This is a genomic window from Plantibacter flavus (genome assembly GCF_051487245.1).
GTDB classification, from domain to species: Bacteria; Actinomycetota; Actinomycetes; order Actinomycetales; family Microbacteriaceae; genus Plantibacter; species Plantibacter flavus_B.
In genome coordinates, this window is the sequence record NZ_JAHVDH010000002.1 from 57,670 (window position 1) to 72,678 (window position 15,009).

Annotated in this window: 15 protein-coding genes; 8 read left to right on the forward strand and 7 right to left on the reverse strand. The window is 68.7% G+C overall.

Features of this window, described 5'->3' with window-relative positions; genetic code table 11:
* Window positions 1–1,224, forward strand: coding sequence for an MFS transporter (locus tag KXS11_RS04130; RefSeq protein ID WP_437384191.1), 1,224 nt, complete (start codon window positions 1–3; stop codon window positions 1,222–1,224).
* Here the strand turns inward: KXS11_RS04130 and KXS11_RS04135 are convergent.
* Together KXS11_RS04135 and KXS11_RS04140 are read right to left on the reverse strand one after the other, a co-directional pair.
* On the reverse strand, window positions 1,221–2,012 hold the full coding sequence (locus KXS11_RS04135) for a PIG-L family deacetylase (protein ID WP_437384192.1): 792 nt from the start codon (window positions 2,010–2,012) through the stop codon (window positions 1,221–1,223). The two genes, KXS11_RS04130 and KXS11_RS04135, sit on opposite strands and share 4 nt — an antisense overlap.
* Before the next feature lie 13 nt (window positions 2,013–2,025).
* On the reverse strand, window positions 2,026–3,261 hold the full coding sequence (locus tag KXS11_RS04140; RefSeq protein ID WP_437384193.1) for a glycosyltransferase: 1,236 nt from the start codon (window positions 3,259–3,261) through the stop codon (window positions 2,026–2,028).
* Between the two features lie 108 nt (window positions 3,262–3,369).
* Here KXS11_RS04140 and KXS11_RS04145 point away from each other — a divergent pair, with 108 nt between their 5' ends.
* The 6 genes from KXS11_RS04145 (at window position 3,370) to KXS11_RS04170 (ending at window position 8,868) form a co-directional block, all read left to right on the forward strand.
* Entirely contained in the window at window positions 3,370–3,807 is a 438-nt protein-coding gene (locus KXS11_RS04145; protein WP_437384194.1) for a VOC family protein, read from the forward strand.
* A gap of 122 nt (window positions 3,808–3,929) precedes the next feature.
* On the forward strand, window positions 3,930–4,712 hold the full coding sequence (locus KXS11_RS04150) for an AraC family transcriptional regulator (RefSeq protein WP_437384195.1): 783 nt from the start codon (window positions 3,930–3,932) through the stop codon (window positions 4,710–4,712).
* 56 nt (window positions 4,713–4,768) lie between these two features.
* Entirely contained in the window at window positions 4,769–5,740 is a 972-nt protein-coding gene (locus KXS11_RS04155; RefSeq protein ID WP_437384196.1) for an ABC transporter substrate-binding protein, read from the forward strand.
* A gap of 68 nt (window positions 5,741–5,808) precedes the next feature.
* Window positions 5,809–6,699 (forward strand): siderophore-interacting protein, encoded by an 891-nt coding sequence (locus tag KXS11_RS04160; RefSeq protein ID WP_437384197.1) that lies wholly within the window; start codon window positions 5,809–5,811, stop codon window positions 6,697–6,699.
* A gap of 16 nt (window positions 6,700–6,715) precedes the next feature.
* Window positions 6,716–7,774: an iron chelate uptake ABC transporter family permease subunit gene (locus KXS11_RS04165; protein WP_437384198.1), complete on the forward strand. Its 1,059-nt coding sequence runs from the start codon at window positions 6,716–6,718 to the stop codon at window positions 7,772–7,774.
* A gap of 5 nt (window positions 7,775–7,779) precedes the next feature.
* The gene (locus KXS11_RS04170; protein WP_437384199.1) at window positions 7,780–8,868 is read left to right on the forward strand and encodes a FecCD family ABC transporter permease; all 1,089 of its coding nucleotides are present in this window, start codon (window positions 7,780–7,782) and stop codon (window positions 8,866–8,868) included.
* Here the strand turns inward: KXS11_RS04170 and KXS11_RS04175 are convergent.
* Window positions 8,865–10,082 carry a glycosyltransferase gene (locus tag KXS11_RS04175; protein WP_437384200.1) on the reverse strand — a complete coding sequence of 406 codons (1,218 nt, stop codon included), beginning with the start codon at window positions 10,080–10,082 and terminating at the stop codon, window positions 8,865–8,867. The genes KXS11_RS04170 and KXS11_RS04175 overlap by 4 nt on opposite strands.
* Window positions 10,082–11,095: a phosphodiester glycosidase family protein gene (locus tag KXS11_RS04180; protein WP_437384201.1), complete on the reverse strand. Its 1,014-nt coding sequence runs from the start codon at window positions 11,093–11,095 to the stop codon at window positions 10,082–10,084. Before KXS11_RS04180 ends, KXS11_RS04175 begins: the two co-directional genes overlap by 1 nt.
* 113 nt (window positions 11,096–11,208) lie before the next feature.
* Here KXS11_RS04180 and KXS11_RS04185 point away from each other — a divergent pair, with 113 nt between their 5' ends.
* A complete protein-coding gene (locus KXS11_RS04185) occupies window positions 11,209–11,691 on the forward strand; it encodes a hypothetical protein (protein WP_437384202.1) in 483 nt (160 codons plus the stop codon).
* A gap of 24 nt (window positions 11,692–11,715) precedes the next feature.
* Here KXS11_RS04185 and KXS11_RS04190 read toward each other — a convergent pair whose 3' ends face one another.
* The 3 genes from KXS11_RS04190 to KXS11_RS04200 form a co-directional block, all read right to left on the reverse strand.
* Window positions 11,716–12,567, reverse strand: a complete 852-nt coding sequence (locus KXS11_RS04190) for a carbohydrate ABC transporter permease (protein WP_437384860.1) — start codon at window positions 12,565–12,567, stop codon at window positions 11,716–11,718.
* Between the two features lie 118 nt (window positions 12,568–12,685).
* The gene (locus KXS11_RS04195) at window positions 12,686–13,636 is read right to left on the reverse strand and encodes a carbohydrate ABC transporter permease (RefSeq protein ID WP_437384203.1); all 951 of its coding nucleotides are present in this window, start codon (window positions 13,634–13,636) and stop codon (window positions 12,686–12,688) included.
* On the reverse strand, window positions 13,636–14,982 hold the full coding sequence (locus KXS11_RS04200) for an ABC transporter substrate-binding protein (RefSeq protein WP_437384204.1): 1,347 nt from the start codon (window positions 14,980–14,982) through the stop codon (window positions 13,636–13,638). The genes KXS11_RS04195 and KXS11_RS04200 overlap by 1 nt, the downstream gene beginning before the upstream one ends.
* Window positions 14,983–15,009: the final 27 nt, after the last annotated feature.

A 15,009-nucleotide genomic window follows, 5' to 3' on the forward strand; every position in this document is an offset into this window, starting at 1 on the left:
ATGACCTGGCTCCCGTTCCGCCGCACCGGCGGGGCGGGAGCCGTTTCTCGTCCACCACGCGAACCGCTCGGCCGGGAAGTGCTCGTGCTCGGTGGTGTGGCGTTCTTCGTCATGTTGGGCTTCGGCGTCGTCATCCCGGTCCTCCCCGTCTACGTGCGGAGCTTCGGCGTCGGTTACCTCGAGGTCGGCGCCGTCGTCTCGGTGTTCGCGCTCATGCGGCTCATCGCGAACCCGTTCGTCGGTGCGCTCGTCGACCGGATCGGCGAACGCGTCGTCCTCGCGAGTGGCATCGGGATCGTCGCGGTGTCGAGCGCCCTCGTGGGCCTCGCGGCGGACTATCCGCAACTGCTCCTCCTGCGGGGTGCCGGCGGCATCGGTTCGGCGATGTTCTCGGTCGCCGCGATGACGCTCCTGTTGCGCACGACGCCACCGCACCGTCGCGGTCGCTCGGTCGGCTTCTACCAGGGCGGATTCCTCGTAGGAGGCATGGCGGGGCCAGCGGTCGGTGGTCTCCTCGCGACCGTCTCGCTGACAGCACCGTTCTTCTTCTACGCCGCCACGCTCACCGTCGCGGGTGCGCTCGGCCTGATCATGCTGCGCGGCACCAGGGTCACGTCGTCGACCGAGGAGCAGCCGCCGGCTGAGCCGTTCCGCATCGTGCTGCGCGACCGCCGCTACCAGGCGGCGTTGCTCGCGAACTTCGCGTCCGGGTGGGCCTCGATGGGTGTCCGTGGAGCACTGGTGCCCGTACTCGTCGTCGAGTCGCTGCACCGTGAGGCGAGCTGGACGGGGGTCGCCTTCGCGATCGCGGCAGTCGCGCAGACCCTCGCGCTCGCGCCGGCCGGCCGCTTCGTCGACTCGATCGGCAGGCGCCCGGCGATGCTCGTCGCCTTCCCCGTCGCAGCGCTCGCCCTGCTCGCCATGCCGTTCGTCGGCGAGCTGTGGATCCTCATCGTCGTGCTCTGCGTCTACGGGGTCGCGGCAGCGTTCCTCGGAACAGCTCCCGCGGCCGCTGTCGGCGATGCGGCGGGCGGACGAGGCGGACGCGCTGTCGCGGTGTTCCAGGCGACGGCCGACCTCGGAGCCATCGTCGGGCCGCTCGTGGCCGGAGCGCTGCTCGACGCCTTCTCGTTCCCCGCCGCGTTCGGTTCGGCCGTCGTCCTCATGCTGCTCGTCCCGATCCTCGCTGCGCGGATGCCGAAGGAGGTCCGCGGAGCCCTCTAGCGGCGGGTGCGAGGAGCTGACTGTGCCCGGCGCAGGCGCAGGCCGACCGAGGTCGTGATGTCCTCCCGCTGGCCGCCTGAATGGACGAGCCGTGTGCCCTCGACCGTGAGCTGACTCGCGTGGTGTCCGAGAGCTTCGGTCACCTGGCGGAGCCGGTGCTCCAACACGAACCACTCGCTCGTCTCGGGGCTCTCCTCGAGCATGGCACGGTCGTGGACGAGCTCGGCGAACGGGAGGTCGGCCCGTTGCGCGGCTGCCGCTGCTGCGACGTGCATCCGCACATGATCGGGGTGGCCGTAGCCGCCGCCGTGGTCGTAGCTGATCAGCAGATCAGGTCGGACCGCTCCGAGGAGGGCGCCGAGGTCGGCGACGACGTCGTCGAGCGGCGCGAGTGAGAAGGCGCCGGGGGAGACGTCGTCGGCAGGCCCGGCGAGACCTTCCCGGATCCAGCGCATGCCGGAATCGACATACCTCGTCGTCGTGCCGGCACGACACGCCGGTGCTGCACCGAGCCAGTGCTGTTCGGAGACGCCGAGCACCTGGCACGCACCGCGCAGCTCCTGCTCGCGATGGGCCGACAGTGCCGTGGTGCCGGCGAGTGCGGAGAGCGGGCCGGCGACGACCTCTCCGCGCTCGCCGCGCGTCGCGGTGACGAGGACCACCCGGATGTCGCGAGCCGCGAGTTCGGCGATGAGTGCGCCCGAGGAGAGGGTCTCATCATCGGGGTGAGCGTGGGCGAACAGGACGGTTCGCACGCCGTCGAGGATCGAGCCCGGGGTCGAGGTCATGCGGTGGTGGCGGTCATGAGACGGCGTTGGCGGGTGCCGACTGCGAGAACGGGTGCGCCGCGTCGAGCAGCGAGCGGTAGACCTCGACGAGCGAATCGCCCGATCGCTGCCAGTCGAAGTGCTCCGCGCGCTCACGCGCTGCTGCCGCGAGTCTGGCGATCTGTTCCGGGTCAGCGAGGAGGGCGGAGATGGCCTCACCCCAGACGAGCGGATCCCGCGAGTCGAGGACGACACCTGTCTCGCCGTCGACGACCGCCTCGCGGAGCCCACCGGACGCCGCGACGATCGTCGGGACGCCGCTCGCAGCGGCCTCGAGGGCGACGAGGCCGTACGTCTCCGAGTGCGAGGGGACGAGCACGAGGGTGCTTTCGCGGAAGAGCGCGGCGAGTCCCGCGCGAGACTGGGGGCCGACGAAGCGGACGTCGTCCGCGACCCCGAGGCCAGAGGCGAGCGAGCTGAGTTCTTCGGCGTAGCGGTCGTAGTCGACGGAGATGTCACCCGCGATGACGAGCTCCGGCCTGAGCGTGGGCGGGACGGTTGCGATCGATTCGATCGCGAGGTCGAAGCCCTTCAGCGGGTGCAGGCGACCGGCGACCACGGCGCTCGGCCGACCGCCACGCAGTCCGGCGGCAGGGTGGAAGAGCTCGCCGTCGACGCCCGGCGGGACGATCCGGACGTGGTCGGGGTTGGCGCCGAGCCGCGTGATCGCGGTGTCGGCCTCTGCCGCACTGATCGCGACGACCGCGTCGGACTCGCGCGCCAGGTAGGCCTCGCCGGAGAGGCGGCCGGGCGACTCGGCGCGTTCGCCGTGGGAGAGTGGCGTGGTCGATTCGGCGGCGATGCTGTGGAAGCTCTGCACATGCGGGATCCCGAGCTCTCTGGCGAGCGGGAGGGCCGCCATCCCGGAGAACCAGTGGTGTGCGTGCAGCACGTCGTAGCGGCCGAGCTCGGCGAGACGGGTGCGGAACTCGTCGACGAACTCCTCATGCCGTCCCTTCGCCACGGGCTCGGCGGGTCCGGCGTCGAGGAACCGGAGCGTGACGCCCGGCGCGAGCGGCATCGCCGACGGCTGCTCGGGCGCGGAGCGGCGGGTGATGACGTCGACCTCGTGTCCTGCCGCACCCATCGCGATGGCCTGGTGGCGCACCACGACGTTCATGCCGCCTGCGTCCCCGGAGCCGGGCTCGTCACCGGGGGAGGTGTGGAGCGAGATCATCGCGATCCGCAGGGGCTTCGGTTGCGCAGGCACCAGTCGAGCCTACTCGTCGTGTGGGGCGTCGACCCCCACGATTGAGGCTCGCGCCGGGCGGCCTCGCTGGTCGACAATGGGCGGGCGCGATGCCGACCGGCGCACCGCATGACGAAAGAGACCCTCATGACGACGCTCAACCCCTATCTCGGTTTCCGCGGCGACGCCCGCGCGGCGATGGAGTTCTACCACGGCGTCTTCGGCGGAGAACTGACGGTCTCCACCTTCGGCGACTTCCAAGCGAGTGTGGAGCCGGAGGAGATCGACCTCGTGATGCACTCGCAGCTGACGGGGGACTCGGGCGTGGTGTTCATGGCGTCGGACACGCCGAAGCACATGGAGTACTCCACCGGCAGCAACTTCTCGATGTCCCTCAGCGGCTCGAGCGACGACGAGGCTCAGCTGACCGGGTACTTCACCGCATTGGCTGACGGCGGCGAGGTCCTGCAGCCGCTCGCCGCCGCGCCGTGGGGGGACTCCTTCGGCATGCTCAAGGACCGCTTCGGCATCACCTGGTTGGTGAACATCGCAGGAGCCGCTGCCTGATCGACGCCCGCGGGGACGTCGGCCGCCTGCTAAGGTAAGGGTGTCCTTACTTGCCGACGGAGGGTGCCCCCGCGATGTCGATCGCCCAGACACTGGACGAACCTGCGTTCTCGGCACCCCGCGTGAGCACCGGCCGTTTCCACCTCACGGAGGCCGGCTCCTGGTCGGCGCATTCGCACCCGCACCACGAACTGCTCTGGGGTGCCGACGGCGCCGTGTCCGTCGAGACCGCCGCCGGAATCTTCGCGGTGCCGTCGCTGATGGGACTCTGGATCCCCGCCGGCACCGTGCATGCCGTCCGTTCGGCACCGCGTACCCGCTTCTCCTGCACCTACATCGACGGCGCGGTGGGCCGAGGCCTCGACCGCACGAGCGCCGTCGGCATCGGTCCACTCGTGCGCGAGCTCCTGCACCACATGCACGATCACGCCATGGCATTGCCATTGCGGCGAGCGGCGGAAGAACTCGTCATCGGCATGTTGGAGCCTGCTGAGGAGCAGGCCGTCGGCCTACCCGTGCCGCAGGACGGCCGTCTGTCCCTCATCTGTCGACACCTTGTCGACCACCCGGCGGACACCCGTTCGCTGGAGGAGTGGGGGCGCATCGTCGGGAGCAGCGTCCGAAACCTGTCTCGCCTGTTCTCGCGCGAGACGGGGATGACCTTCGAGCAGTGGCGGATCCACGCGAGGATGCGGGTGGCCGTCGGACTGCTGTCCTCGGGGACGCCGGTCGGCACGGTCGCACGGACGGTCGGGTATCGAACGCCGAGTGCGTTCGTCCAGGCGTTCCGTCGCACCATGGGGCACACGCCCGGGCGATACCTGGAAGCCACCTGGCCGTCCGTCGATACGGGGCGTCCGGTGCGCGGTACCGGGGATCTCGACTCGGCTCGCGACCTTACTTAGGATAGGCAAAGCTCAGTTCGAGCACTTCCACCACCGTGTGCCGTCGAGGGAGAACCATGCCCAGAAACACCTTCAGCATCCGCCGTCGTCTGGCGTCGGGAATCGCCCTCGTGGCGGTCGGTTCCGCCGCCCTGACCGGATGCGCCGGCGCGAGCGCGGACGACTCGACCGCGGTCGCGATGCGCACCGTCGACAGTGAGTTCGGTGAGGTCTCACTGCCCGTCGATCCGCAGAACGCGCTCGGCTTCTACACCACCGACGTCGACATGCTCATCACGCTCGGAATCCCGCTCGCCGATCGCCAGCCGATCCGGGGCGACGGGTACAGCGCGTTCCCGTCGTTCTTCCCGCAGGAGCAGCTCGCGGGCGTCGAGACGTTCGCGAACTACCCCGAGTACAACTACGAGGCGGTGCTGACGACCCAGCCCGACCTCATCCTGAACGGGCTCGGCTACGACGCGGAAGCGGTTGAGCGACTCGCCCAGATCGCGCCGACGTACAGCATCAACGCCTTCACCGGTGCGGACTGGCGGGTCACGTTCAAGACTATCGCAGAGGCCTTGGACCGCGTCGACGAGTACGAGGCGTGGACGGCGACGTACCAGGCGCGGGTGGACGAGGTGAAGGCCAAGATCGCCGCCGCCGGCATCTCGCCCGTGGTGGCACCGGTCGCGTACTCCGACGGTCAGATCAACACGAGTTGCTACGGCGTCGCCTGCCTCGTCTTCGCAGACCTCGGGCTGACCATCCTCCCCGCCGCCGACAGCACCGAAGGCACCGACTACAGCCTCGAGCAGTTGGATCAGCTGGCCGACATCGATGTCGCGTTCAGTACCTCGACCCCTGAGGGCATCGCCGCTGGAGAGGACCCCTTCGCAGAGCTCGCCGGGAACACGGTCTGGAAGCAACTGCCTTTCGTGGCGAACGACCAGATCCACCTGCACGACCTCGAGATGATCTACGGCTCGCCCAGCGGACAGATGGCCTTCCTCGACGTCGTCGAGCAGGCACTCGTGCCGCAGGGCTGACCCGGCCACGCCGGACCTCCGCCATTCGCCCGTTCCATTCGCCCGTTCCATCGACGTCAGGATCTCCCATGTCCTTCAGCATCCACCGCGCGGTCGTCACCGCCGTCCGCACGCTCACCCCGGGGATGGTCCGCGTGACCTTCGGCGGCGACGGCATCGCCGACTATCCGACCACGGGTATCGGTGACGAGTACGTCCGGCTGTTCTTCCCGCCGCAACAGGACGCCGAGCCGGTGCTCCCGCACTCGACGGGGGAGAGCTGGGCGTTCGAGGACGATGTGACGCCGTCGCAGATGCGCACGTACACGATCCGAGCCGTCGATCGCGCGGCCGGCACGGTCGACATCGACTTCGTCGTGCACGACGGTGGTGTCGCGGCGGCCTGGGCACTCCGTGCCGCTCCGGGGAACGTCGTGGGCATCACCTCACCGACCGGGCTGTACGACCCGCCAGCCGATCTCGAATGGCAGATCCTCCTGGCGGACGCGACCGGGCTGCCCGCAGCGGCCCGAATCGCCGAGCAGACGCCCGACGGTGTGCGCACCCGCATCGTCATCGAGGTCGGTCATGTCGACGACGTGCAGGAGATCACCGGGCGCGACCTCGAGGTCAGCTGGGTGATCGGCGGCAACGGCCACGGTCCGTCCTGCTTCGACGAGGTCGTCCGCGACCTCGCGGTACCGGAGGGCGTCGGGTACATCTGGTTCGCCGGTGAGACCTCCGTCATGCGGGGCGTCCGAAAGCAGCTCCGGCACGTGCGGAAGCTCCCGAACCAGGCGTACAAGACGATCGGCTACTGGACCGTCGACGTGGAACGCTGGGTCGAGCGGTGGAACGGTCTCGATGAGGCGACGCGTGCCGAGATCGACGCCCTCTGGGACGGCTGGGATGCGCCCGGCACCGACCAGGAGGCGATCACCGACGCCTACCACGAGCAGCTCGAACGCCTCGGGCTGTGAGCCTCGCGGGCGTTCCATGAGCACGGTCCGCGAGCTGCGCGCCGACGCCCGACGCCCCGCCGCCGTCGGCGTCGCCCACCGCGACGGCGTGCGGTTCGCCGGACTCCTCGTGTGCCTGGTGGTGCTCGTCGCGGTGGTCGCGTCGAGTCTCATGGTCGGTTCGAAGGCGATCGACGTGGGGGTCGTGTGGCAAGCGGTGCTCGGCCATCCGGTCGGCGACGACGGCGCCATCATCGTGGAGTTGCGGTTGCCTCGGACGATCCTCGGGGTCCTCGTCGGCGTCGCGCTCGGGCTCTCCGGCGCACTCATCCAGGCGCTGACGCGGAACCCGCTCGCCGACCCCGGCATCCTCGGCGTCAACGCCGGAGCCGGGTTCGCGGTCGTCCTCGCCGTCGCGCTGCTCGGGATCACGAGCATCCACCAGTACCTGTGGTTCGCGTTCCTCGGCGCGGTCGTCGCGACCGTCGTGGTGTACGTCATCGGTTCGGCGGGGCGGAGCGGCGCGACGCCTGTACGCCTCACGCTCGCGGGCATCGCGCTCGCCGCGGTCCTCGGCGGGGTGTCCTCTGGGATCACCCTGCTCGCTCCGCGGGCGTTCGACGCGATGCGGTTCTGGGGCGCCGGCAACCTTGCGAACCGACCGCCGGAGACGATCGGCGTCGTCCTGCCCTTCATCGTGATCGGCACGGTGATCGCCCTCGTCGTCGCCAAGCCCCTGAACGCCGTCGCGATGGGCGAGGAGCTCGCGGCAGCGCTGGGTGCGAACCTCGGCCGCACGAGGGTGCTCGTCATCGTGGCGGTGACCCTGCTCTGCGGTGCGGCGACCGCCGCAGCCGGACCGATCGGCTTCATCGGGCTCATGGTGCCGCACATGGTGCGCTGGTTCGTCGGGCCGGACCAGCGCTGGATCCTCGCGTACACCCTCGTGCTCGCGCCCGTGTTGCTGCTCGTGTCCGATGTGGTCGGTCGGGTGGTGCCACGGTCAGGGGAGCTCCAGGTCGGCATCGTCACCGCCTTCATCGGTGCACCGGTGCTCATCGTGCTCGTCCGGCGCAGGGGGGCGAGCGGGCTGTGAGCGCCGTGTCGACACGCGCAGGCGAGCAGGAGCGCGCCCATGGCGCGCGCTTCGGACGGCGCCGGGCCGTGCTGCGGTTCGCCGGAGGATCGGCCCTCGTCGACGTGCGGACCGTGGTCGTGTGCCTGCTGCTCGTCGTGCTCGCCGTCGCCATCGGCATCGCCGCCCTCGCCGCCGGCGACTATCCCGTCGCGGTGCCGGACGTCATCGCCTCGCTGCTCGGTACCGGTGACCGACGGTCGCACCTGGTCGTCGTCGAGTGGCGACTGCCTCGCGTGGCCGCGGCTCTCGTCCTCGGCGGTGCCCTCGGCGTGAGCGGGGCGATCTTCCAGTCGATCACCCGCAACCCACTCGGCAGCCCGGATGTCATCGGCTTCAACACGGGGGCGTACACGGGGGCACTCGTCGTCATGCTCCTGTTCGGGACGAGCGGCTCGCAGGCGTTCGGCGGCGTTGCGGCAGGGGCGATGCTCGGTGGCCTGCTCACCGCCGCGGTCGTCTTCCTCCTCGCCAATCGCGGCGGGGTGCAGGGCTTCCGCCTCATCATCGTCGGCATCGCGGTCAGTGCGACCCTCGCCTCGTTCAACACGTGGATGCTGCTCGAAGCCTCGCTCGACGACGCCATGGCCGCCGCCGTGTGGGGAGCGGGCAGCTTGAACGCCGTCGGGTGGGCACAGGTCGTGCCGATGGTCGTCGCGATCGTCCTCCTCCTGCCGGTACTCGTCCTCATCGCGCCACGACTGGTGATGCTCGAACTCGGCGACGACGCGGCGCGGGCCGCCGGCATCCGTGCTGATCCCGCCAGACTCGCCGCCATGATCGTCGGTGTCGCCCTGACCGCGCTCGTCACCGCCGCCGCTGGCCCGATCGCCTTCGTCGCGCTCGCCGCCCCGCAGCTGGCGAAGCGGGTGACCGCGAGCGCCTCCGTCGGACTCCTGCCCTCCGCCGTGATGGGGTCCACACTGCTGCTCGCGAGCGACCTCGTCGCGCAGCGAGCGTTCGCACCGATCCAGCTGCCGGTCGGTGTCGTCACGGTCTGCATCGGTGGCGCCTACCTCGTGTGGCTGCTCGTCCGCGAGGCGAAGCGCACCTAGGCAGCGCGCGCGAGGTCGGTCGCGGGAGTCGACCCGGCGTGAGCATGACGTCGTTCCACCCTCGAGCGTCGTCCGAAGACGAAGACCCGCTGCACGTGGAAGCTCACGAGGTACAGGGCTCCCTCCGTCGCGACCTTCGCCGGAAGCAACGGCGCACCGAGCGCGGTGAGCCCCGCGAGGGCCAGATAGTTCGCGACCAGCAGCGCCACGGCGAGCGATCCGTAGCGGAGGACCTGTGCGCGGAGGGGAATCGACGTCCGTGGGGGCTCGTCCGCCGAAGCTGCGGCACGGCGCCGACGCCGGAACACGAGCTGACGGTTGAGCACGAAGTTGCCGCTCGCACTCACGACACGTGCGCCCAGCACCGAGACGAGGAGCGAGTTCGTCGCGGCGTGCAGCACCAGCAGTGCGACGGTGTCGACGAGGAACGACAGGAGGGACGACGCGCTGTAGACCAGCAGCGGGAGCAGGACCCGCATCGAGTCGACGACCGGACGGAAGTGTGAGGAGGCATTGTGGTCGAGGTACACCGTGTCGATCGGAACCTCCACGACCCCGTACCCACGGTTCGAGGCGTCCAGGAGGATCTGCAGCTCGTACGCGAAACGTTCGCCAGGGACGTCCAACAACCAGGGGAGCGCGCGTGCCGGATACCCGCGCAGGCCCGTCTGGGTGTCGTGGAGGGCCGTCCCCGTCGCGAACCGGAAGGCGAACCGACTGAGGCCGTTCCCGAAGCGGCTTCGCGCGGGGACGGCGCCTGCGAAGCGCCGCCCGCCCAGTACCACCAACGGGGTCGCTCCAACGGCGCCCTCCGACCCGCCCGCGTCAGCCTCGTACGCCTGCAACACCTCCGCGACCCGCAGGATGTCGTGCACCCGGTGCTGCCCGTCGCTGTCGGCGCAGATCACGGCGCGACCCGGCCTCCTGGCCATCGCCCACGCGAATCCCGCCCGGAGTGCCGCAGCCTTCCCGCGGTTGTCCGGGGTGCCGATGACGATCGCGCCAGCCGACCTCGCCCACTCGAACACGCGAGCGAACCGTGGACCACTGCCATCGTCCACCACGAGCACCTCGCATCCCGGCGCCCGGAACCGGAGGTCGCGCACGAGCTCGACCAGTCGTTCGTCCGGCTCGAACGCCGGAATGACGAGGAGTACCTGTTCGAGGCGCGGGATCGGGTGGTGCACCACCACGGCGCCGGTCGACATCGCCATCAGCCGGCCACGTAGAGGATGTCGGAGGTGCCGCGCTCCGTGCCCGTGCCGAGCGGATTGTTCACGAGGGCACCGTCGAACACCATCGTCGACGACCCGCCACCGTCGAGGTTGTACGCAGTCGTCGCACCGAGCCCCTGCATGATCTCCGCAAGCCCCGTCATCGTCACGCCCGCGCTGTAGCCGGGACTCCGTCCGTCCACGACGACGAAGACCAGGTGGTTGTCGTCGATCACCCCGACGGCGGTCCGAGGCTGTTCACCCTGGATGGAGTGGTTGCCGACGTTCGTGTCCACCTCGACGTCCTCGATCCCGTCGACGACCGTGCCGTCCTCGACGATCGCCGGACCGAACGACAGCGTGTTCCAGACGCCGTCGGCGACGAGCGTCGCGGCATCCGTCGCCGTCTCGTCGTACACCTCCACACGGCCGTCACGGTAGAACGCGAGCCCCTCGCGAGCGCCCTCGTCCCGGTACGCGATGCCGTTCCGGATCACGATGCCCGTGTCGCGGAAACCGTAGTAGTCGCCGTTGATCGCGAACACCGCCCCGTTGTCGGCGGCGATGTCCGACGTCGTCTCGGTGATGTTCTCACCGAAGCTGTCCTGGGCGAACGCGGAACGCAACGCCGTCGCGTCATCGAGCGTGACGTCAGCGACGTAGAAGGTCACCGTGTCGTCCCCCGAACCCGTCGTCACCGTCCGGATCGTGACGCTCGCGTCGTCCGTCGTCGCTGAGTCCGCCGTCACGACGGTCCCGGACGTGTCAGCGGCGCCCGTGCTCATGTCACTGCCGCCCGTGTCGCCGGTCGAGCCGGATTGCTGCGCTTCGTAGGCGCTCACATCCGAGATCTCCACGTGCTCGATCACGAAACGGTCGAGCGCCCACGCCGCGCCACCACCCAGCGTGAGCGCCGTCACGAGCGAGGCACCGATGATCGTGTTGCGTCGCCGTCGCCGCCGCCTGGGGCGAGCGTCGTCCGGGGCACTGGGAATGAGGATCGGATCGGTCATGATCCAGGAATACGGACCGTGGCTATCACCGCCGCCTGTCACCCCTTGGAACGGGCTAGGACTCGCTGAGCGTTTCCTGGTAGACAACAAGCAGCGAATTCCGGGAGGCACACATGATCGAAGGATGGAGCGACTTCTTCGTCGCGACCGCTGGAGCCGCAGCGGCGCTCGCCGGATTGATCATCGTCGCCATGTCGGTGAACATCGCGAAGATCATCGCCATCCCATCGATGCCGGCCAGGGCGGCGGCCACCATCAGCTCACTCGTCCTGATCGTGGTCGTCGCCGCAGCCGGGCTGATCCCAGCGCAACCGGTCGTCGTGTTGGGTATCGAGGTTCTGCTCTTCGCGGCGATCGCGCTCGTCTTCGCCGGTGATGCTGCGGTGCGCATTCTCCGCGAGGGCGAGCGGGGGCACGGCGGGGTGGCGCTCAAGGCGACGATCCCGGTCGTGCAGATCGTGCCGTTCGCCGTGGGTGGCGTGCTTCTCGTCCTCGGCTCCGATGCGGCGCTCTCCTGGATCGCCGGAGGGTTCATCCTCGTCTTCATCGGCTCCGTCGTGAGTGCCTGGGTCCTCCTCGTCGAGATCCTGCGCTGACGAGGGTGGTTTCGCTCGTTCCACTCACTTCGTCGAGCCTCGCATCACGCCACTCACGACCCATCGCTGGGCGGCGATGTACACGATCAGCAGCGGGGCGAGTGCCATCAGGTAGGACGCGAACGCGACCGTGTAATTGGTGTTGAACTGTCCCTGGAAGACGAACTGCGCGAGCGGGAGCGTCCTGGCCGACGGATCGGAGAGGATTACGAGTGGCAGCAGGAAGTCGTTCCACGCCCACACACAGGTGAGGATGCCCACGGTCGCGTTCATCGGTGCCAGCAGGGGGAACACCACCTTCCAGAACACCCCCCACGTGCTTGCTCCGTCCATGCGCGCCGCCTCCTCCAGTTCGATCGGGATCGACTGGATGTACGCGGTGAAGATGAAGATGTTGAACGACAGTCCGTACACCGTGTAGAGGAGCACGAGGCCGACGGGCGTGTCGAGACCGAGCAGAGCGGTCTCCTTCACGACCGGCAGCATGATGATCGGGAACGGGACGAAGATCGCCGCGAGGAAGTAGAAGTACAGCCCCTTGAAGAACCTCCGGTGCATGTTGCGGGCGATCGCGTAGGCGACGAGGGAGTTCGTGAGCAGGGTGAGCGCCACCGCCCCGACGGTGATGAGTGCGGTGTTGAGGAGCGCCTGCGGGAAGTTCGTGAGCTGGTACGCATCGGCGAAGTTCTCCCAGCGGATGCTGGTCGGCAGTTCGAACCCGGTGCCACCGAGCTGGTCGGGCGACTTCAGCGCCGTCACGATCGTGAAGTACAGCGGGATGAGCACGGTGAGCGAGCACACCGCGATGAGCGCGGTCAACCACCAGTTGGTGCCCCCGTTGCCGCCGGACAGCGTGGTGAGGACGGGGCGACGCATGCGTCCGGTGGAACTGCGGTGTGCGGTGGTGATGGCGCGTGTCGCGCCGGTCGTTGCGGACATCAGTTCGTCCTGTTCTGTCGCGGGGAGGAGATCGAGTGGAGCGTGCGGGCAGCGGTCATGTCGTCGCCTCCCGGCGCTGCAGGAAGCGCAGCTGCAGGAACGACAACACGATGATCACGACGAGGTAGATGACCGCGTTGGCCATCTGGTAGCCGTATTCGCCGCCCTGGAAGCCACCGCGGTAGATGACCATGGCGATGGACTCCGTGCTCGTGCCTGGACCACCGTTCGTCAATGCGACGATCTGATCGAACACCTGCAGGAAGCTCTTGAACGACAGCACCATGTTGATGGTGAAGTACGCGCCGATGAGCGGGAACGTGATCGAGCGGAACCTGCGCCAGGAGGACGCCCCGTCGATGGCCGCCGCTTCGTACAGTTCGCCGGGGATGGTCTGGAGTCCCGCCAGGTAGAGGATGACGTTGAACGCCGCCGCCTGCCAGACGGTCGTGACCACGATGCCCACCCAGGCGAACTGCGGGTCCGCGAGGATGTTGCCGGCCGGGAGCCCGAGCCCTTCCGCGATCGCGGGGAACGAGTTCGCGAACAGGTAGTTGAACACGTAGCCGATGATCAGGATCGCGAGGACGTACGGGATGAAGAAGATCCCTCGGAACGCCGTGCGGAACCGGATGTTCGCGTTGAGCCCGAGGGCGATCGCGAGGGAGATCACGTTCACGAGCACCGTCGAGACGATCGCGAAGAAGAACGTGAACCCGTAGGAGTTCAGCACTCGACTGTCGAGGAAGAGGTTGAGATAGTTCGACAGGCCGACGAAGCTCCACGTTCCGTAGCCGGCGTAGTTCGTGAGGCTGAAGAACATGCCGGTGAGGACGGGGATCGTATGGAGGGTGAAGAAGATCACGACGGCCGGGACGACCATCCAGTAGAAGGCACGGGGGACCTTCAGCGCCCGGCGTCCGCGCGGTCGTGCTGTCGGCGTCTTCGGCGGCGTGCCGAGGCCGGTCTCCGGCGTCGTCGCCGGTGATTCGGTGGTTGAGGACATCATTTGCCTGCTCTCGCGGTAGCGGTCCGAGCGGCGACCTTGCTCCACTCGTTGTCGAGGTCTCTGAGGAACGTCTCGGAATCGCCGGTCAGGACCATCGACTGCAGGAGGTTCACGAGGGGGATCGACGCGGGGATCTGATGGTCGATGAACCCGATGATCCTCCCGTCGGAGAAGTACGGCTCGAGGCCGGCGAGGGCCGGGTCGGCGTTCGGTGCTGCGTCGAGGAGCGGGGAGAAGGTGCTCTGCGACTGTGAGTAGGCGGTGACGACCTCAGGGGACATCAGGTAGTCGACGAAGCGCTGCGCCTCGGCCCGGTGCGGGGTGTCGCGACCGATGGAGATGCCGACGTCGACGCCGGAGACGACGAGTCGGTCGTCTGCGTCATCGGTCACGGGGTAGGGGAAGGTCCCGACGGGCGCGTCCGGGTTCGTCGCGCGGATGGGGGCGATGGCGTAGGAGCCCTGCAGGTACATGGCGGACTCGCCCTTCGCGAAGGCCGCGTTGCCGGCGTTGTAGTCGCGGCTCGCGAAGTCGTCCTGGCAGTACGAGTAGAGCTCCACCTCTTTCTCCATGGCCTCGGAGAAGTCCTTCGTGAAGGAGACCGTGCCGTCCTGGATGTCCGAGCCCTCTGCCCGCAGGTCTGCGAAGAAGTCCTTCGGCATGAGCGCGCCGCCGAGGTTCACGAAGGCGGGACCCGCCGTCCAGGCGTCCTTCATCGTGCAGTACAGCGGGTCGATGCCCTGGTCCTGGAACGTCTGCATGGCGTCGATCAGTTCGCTCCACGTCGTCGGCACCTCGACTCCGGCCTGGGCGAAGATCTCCGGGTTGTAGATGACGCCGGAAGCGTTGCTGGCGAACGGGAGCGCGTTGACCTCGGCGCTCCCATCCTGATCGCAGCTGCCGAGATCCTGCACGATGTCCTGGACGGCGGGGTTCACGGTCCCCGCCGACGGTTCGGCTGCGAGGTCGGCGAACACGCACGCGCGGGCAAGCTCGGCGTAGTTACCGCTGACGTTCAGGGTGAGCACATCCGGCACCTTGTTCTTCACGAGCAGGGTTCGGATCGCGGTGTCCGGGTCGGGGACCGCGTTCTGCACGACACGGATGTCCGGGTTCGCCGCTTCGAAGTCCTCGATGATCTTCGCGAAGTCGCCGACGGCTTCCGGCTTGAACTGGAAGAAGTCGAGGGTGACGACGCCGTCTCCGGCGTTCGACGCGCAGCCGGACAGAGCTGCCGCGACCGCCGTGACGACGAGGACGCCCGCGGCACCACGGAGACGGCGCCGGCTGGCCGACCGACTTCGTGCTGTGCCGGATTCTGGTGGGGATGCTGCCTGGTGCATAACGCCTCCTTGCGTTGGTGCACCGTC

Bases quoted from the DNA above. Each gene is read 5' to 3' on its own strand.
- KXS11_RS04160 (WP_437384197.1), top strand. From the start codon at position 5,809: ATGTCCTTCAGCATCCACCGCGCGGTCGTCACCGCCGTCCGCACGCTC.
- KXS11_RS04185 (WP_437384202.1), top strand. From the start codon at position 11,209: ATGATCGAAGGATGGAGCGACTTCTTCGTCGCGACCGCTGGAGCCGCA.
- KXS11_RS04200 (WP_437384204.1), bottom strand. From the start codon at position 14,982: ATGCACCAGGCAGCATCCCCACCAGAATCCGGCACAGCACGAAGTCGG.
- KXS11_RS04130 (WP_437384191.1), top strand. From the start codon at position 1: ATGACCTGGCTCCCGTTCCGCCGCACCGGCGGGGCGGGAGCCGTTTCT.
- KXS11_RS04180 (WP_437384201.1), bottom strand. From the start codon at position 11,095: ATGACCGATCCGATCCTCATTCCCAGTGCCCCGGACGACGCTCGCCCC.
- KXS11_RS04165 (WP_437384198.1), top strand. From the start codon at position 6,716: ATGAGCACGGTCCGCGAGCTGCGCGCCGACGCCCGACGCCCCGCCGCC.
- KXS11_RS04135 (WP_437384192.1), bottom strand. From the start codon at position 2,012: ATGACCTCGACCCCGGGCTCGATCCTCGACGGCGTGCGAACCGTCCTG.
- KXS11_RS04145 (WP_437384194.1), top strand. From the start codon at position 3,370: ATGACGAAAGAGACCCTCATGACGACGCTCAACCCCTATCTCGGTTTC.
- KXS11_RS04175 (WP_437384200.1), bottom strand. From the start codon at position 10,082: ATGGCGATGTCGACCGGCGCCGTGGTGGTGCACCACCCGATCCCGCGC.
- KXS11_RS04195 (WP_437384203.1), bottom strand. From the start codon at position 13,636: ATGTCCTCAACCACCGAATCACCGGCGACGACGCCGGAGACCGGCCTC.
- KXS11_RS04155 (WP_437384196.1), top strand. From the start codon at position 4,769: ATGCCCAGAAACACCTTCAGCATCCGCCGTCGTCTGGCGTCGGGAATC.
- KXS11_RS04190 (WP_437384860.1), bottom strand. From the start codon at position 12,567: ATGCGTCGCCCCGTCCTCACCACGCTGTCCGGCGGCAACGGGGGCACC.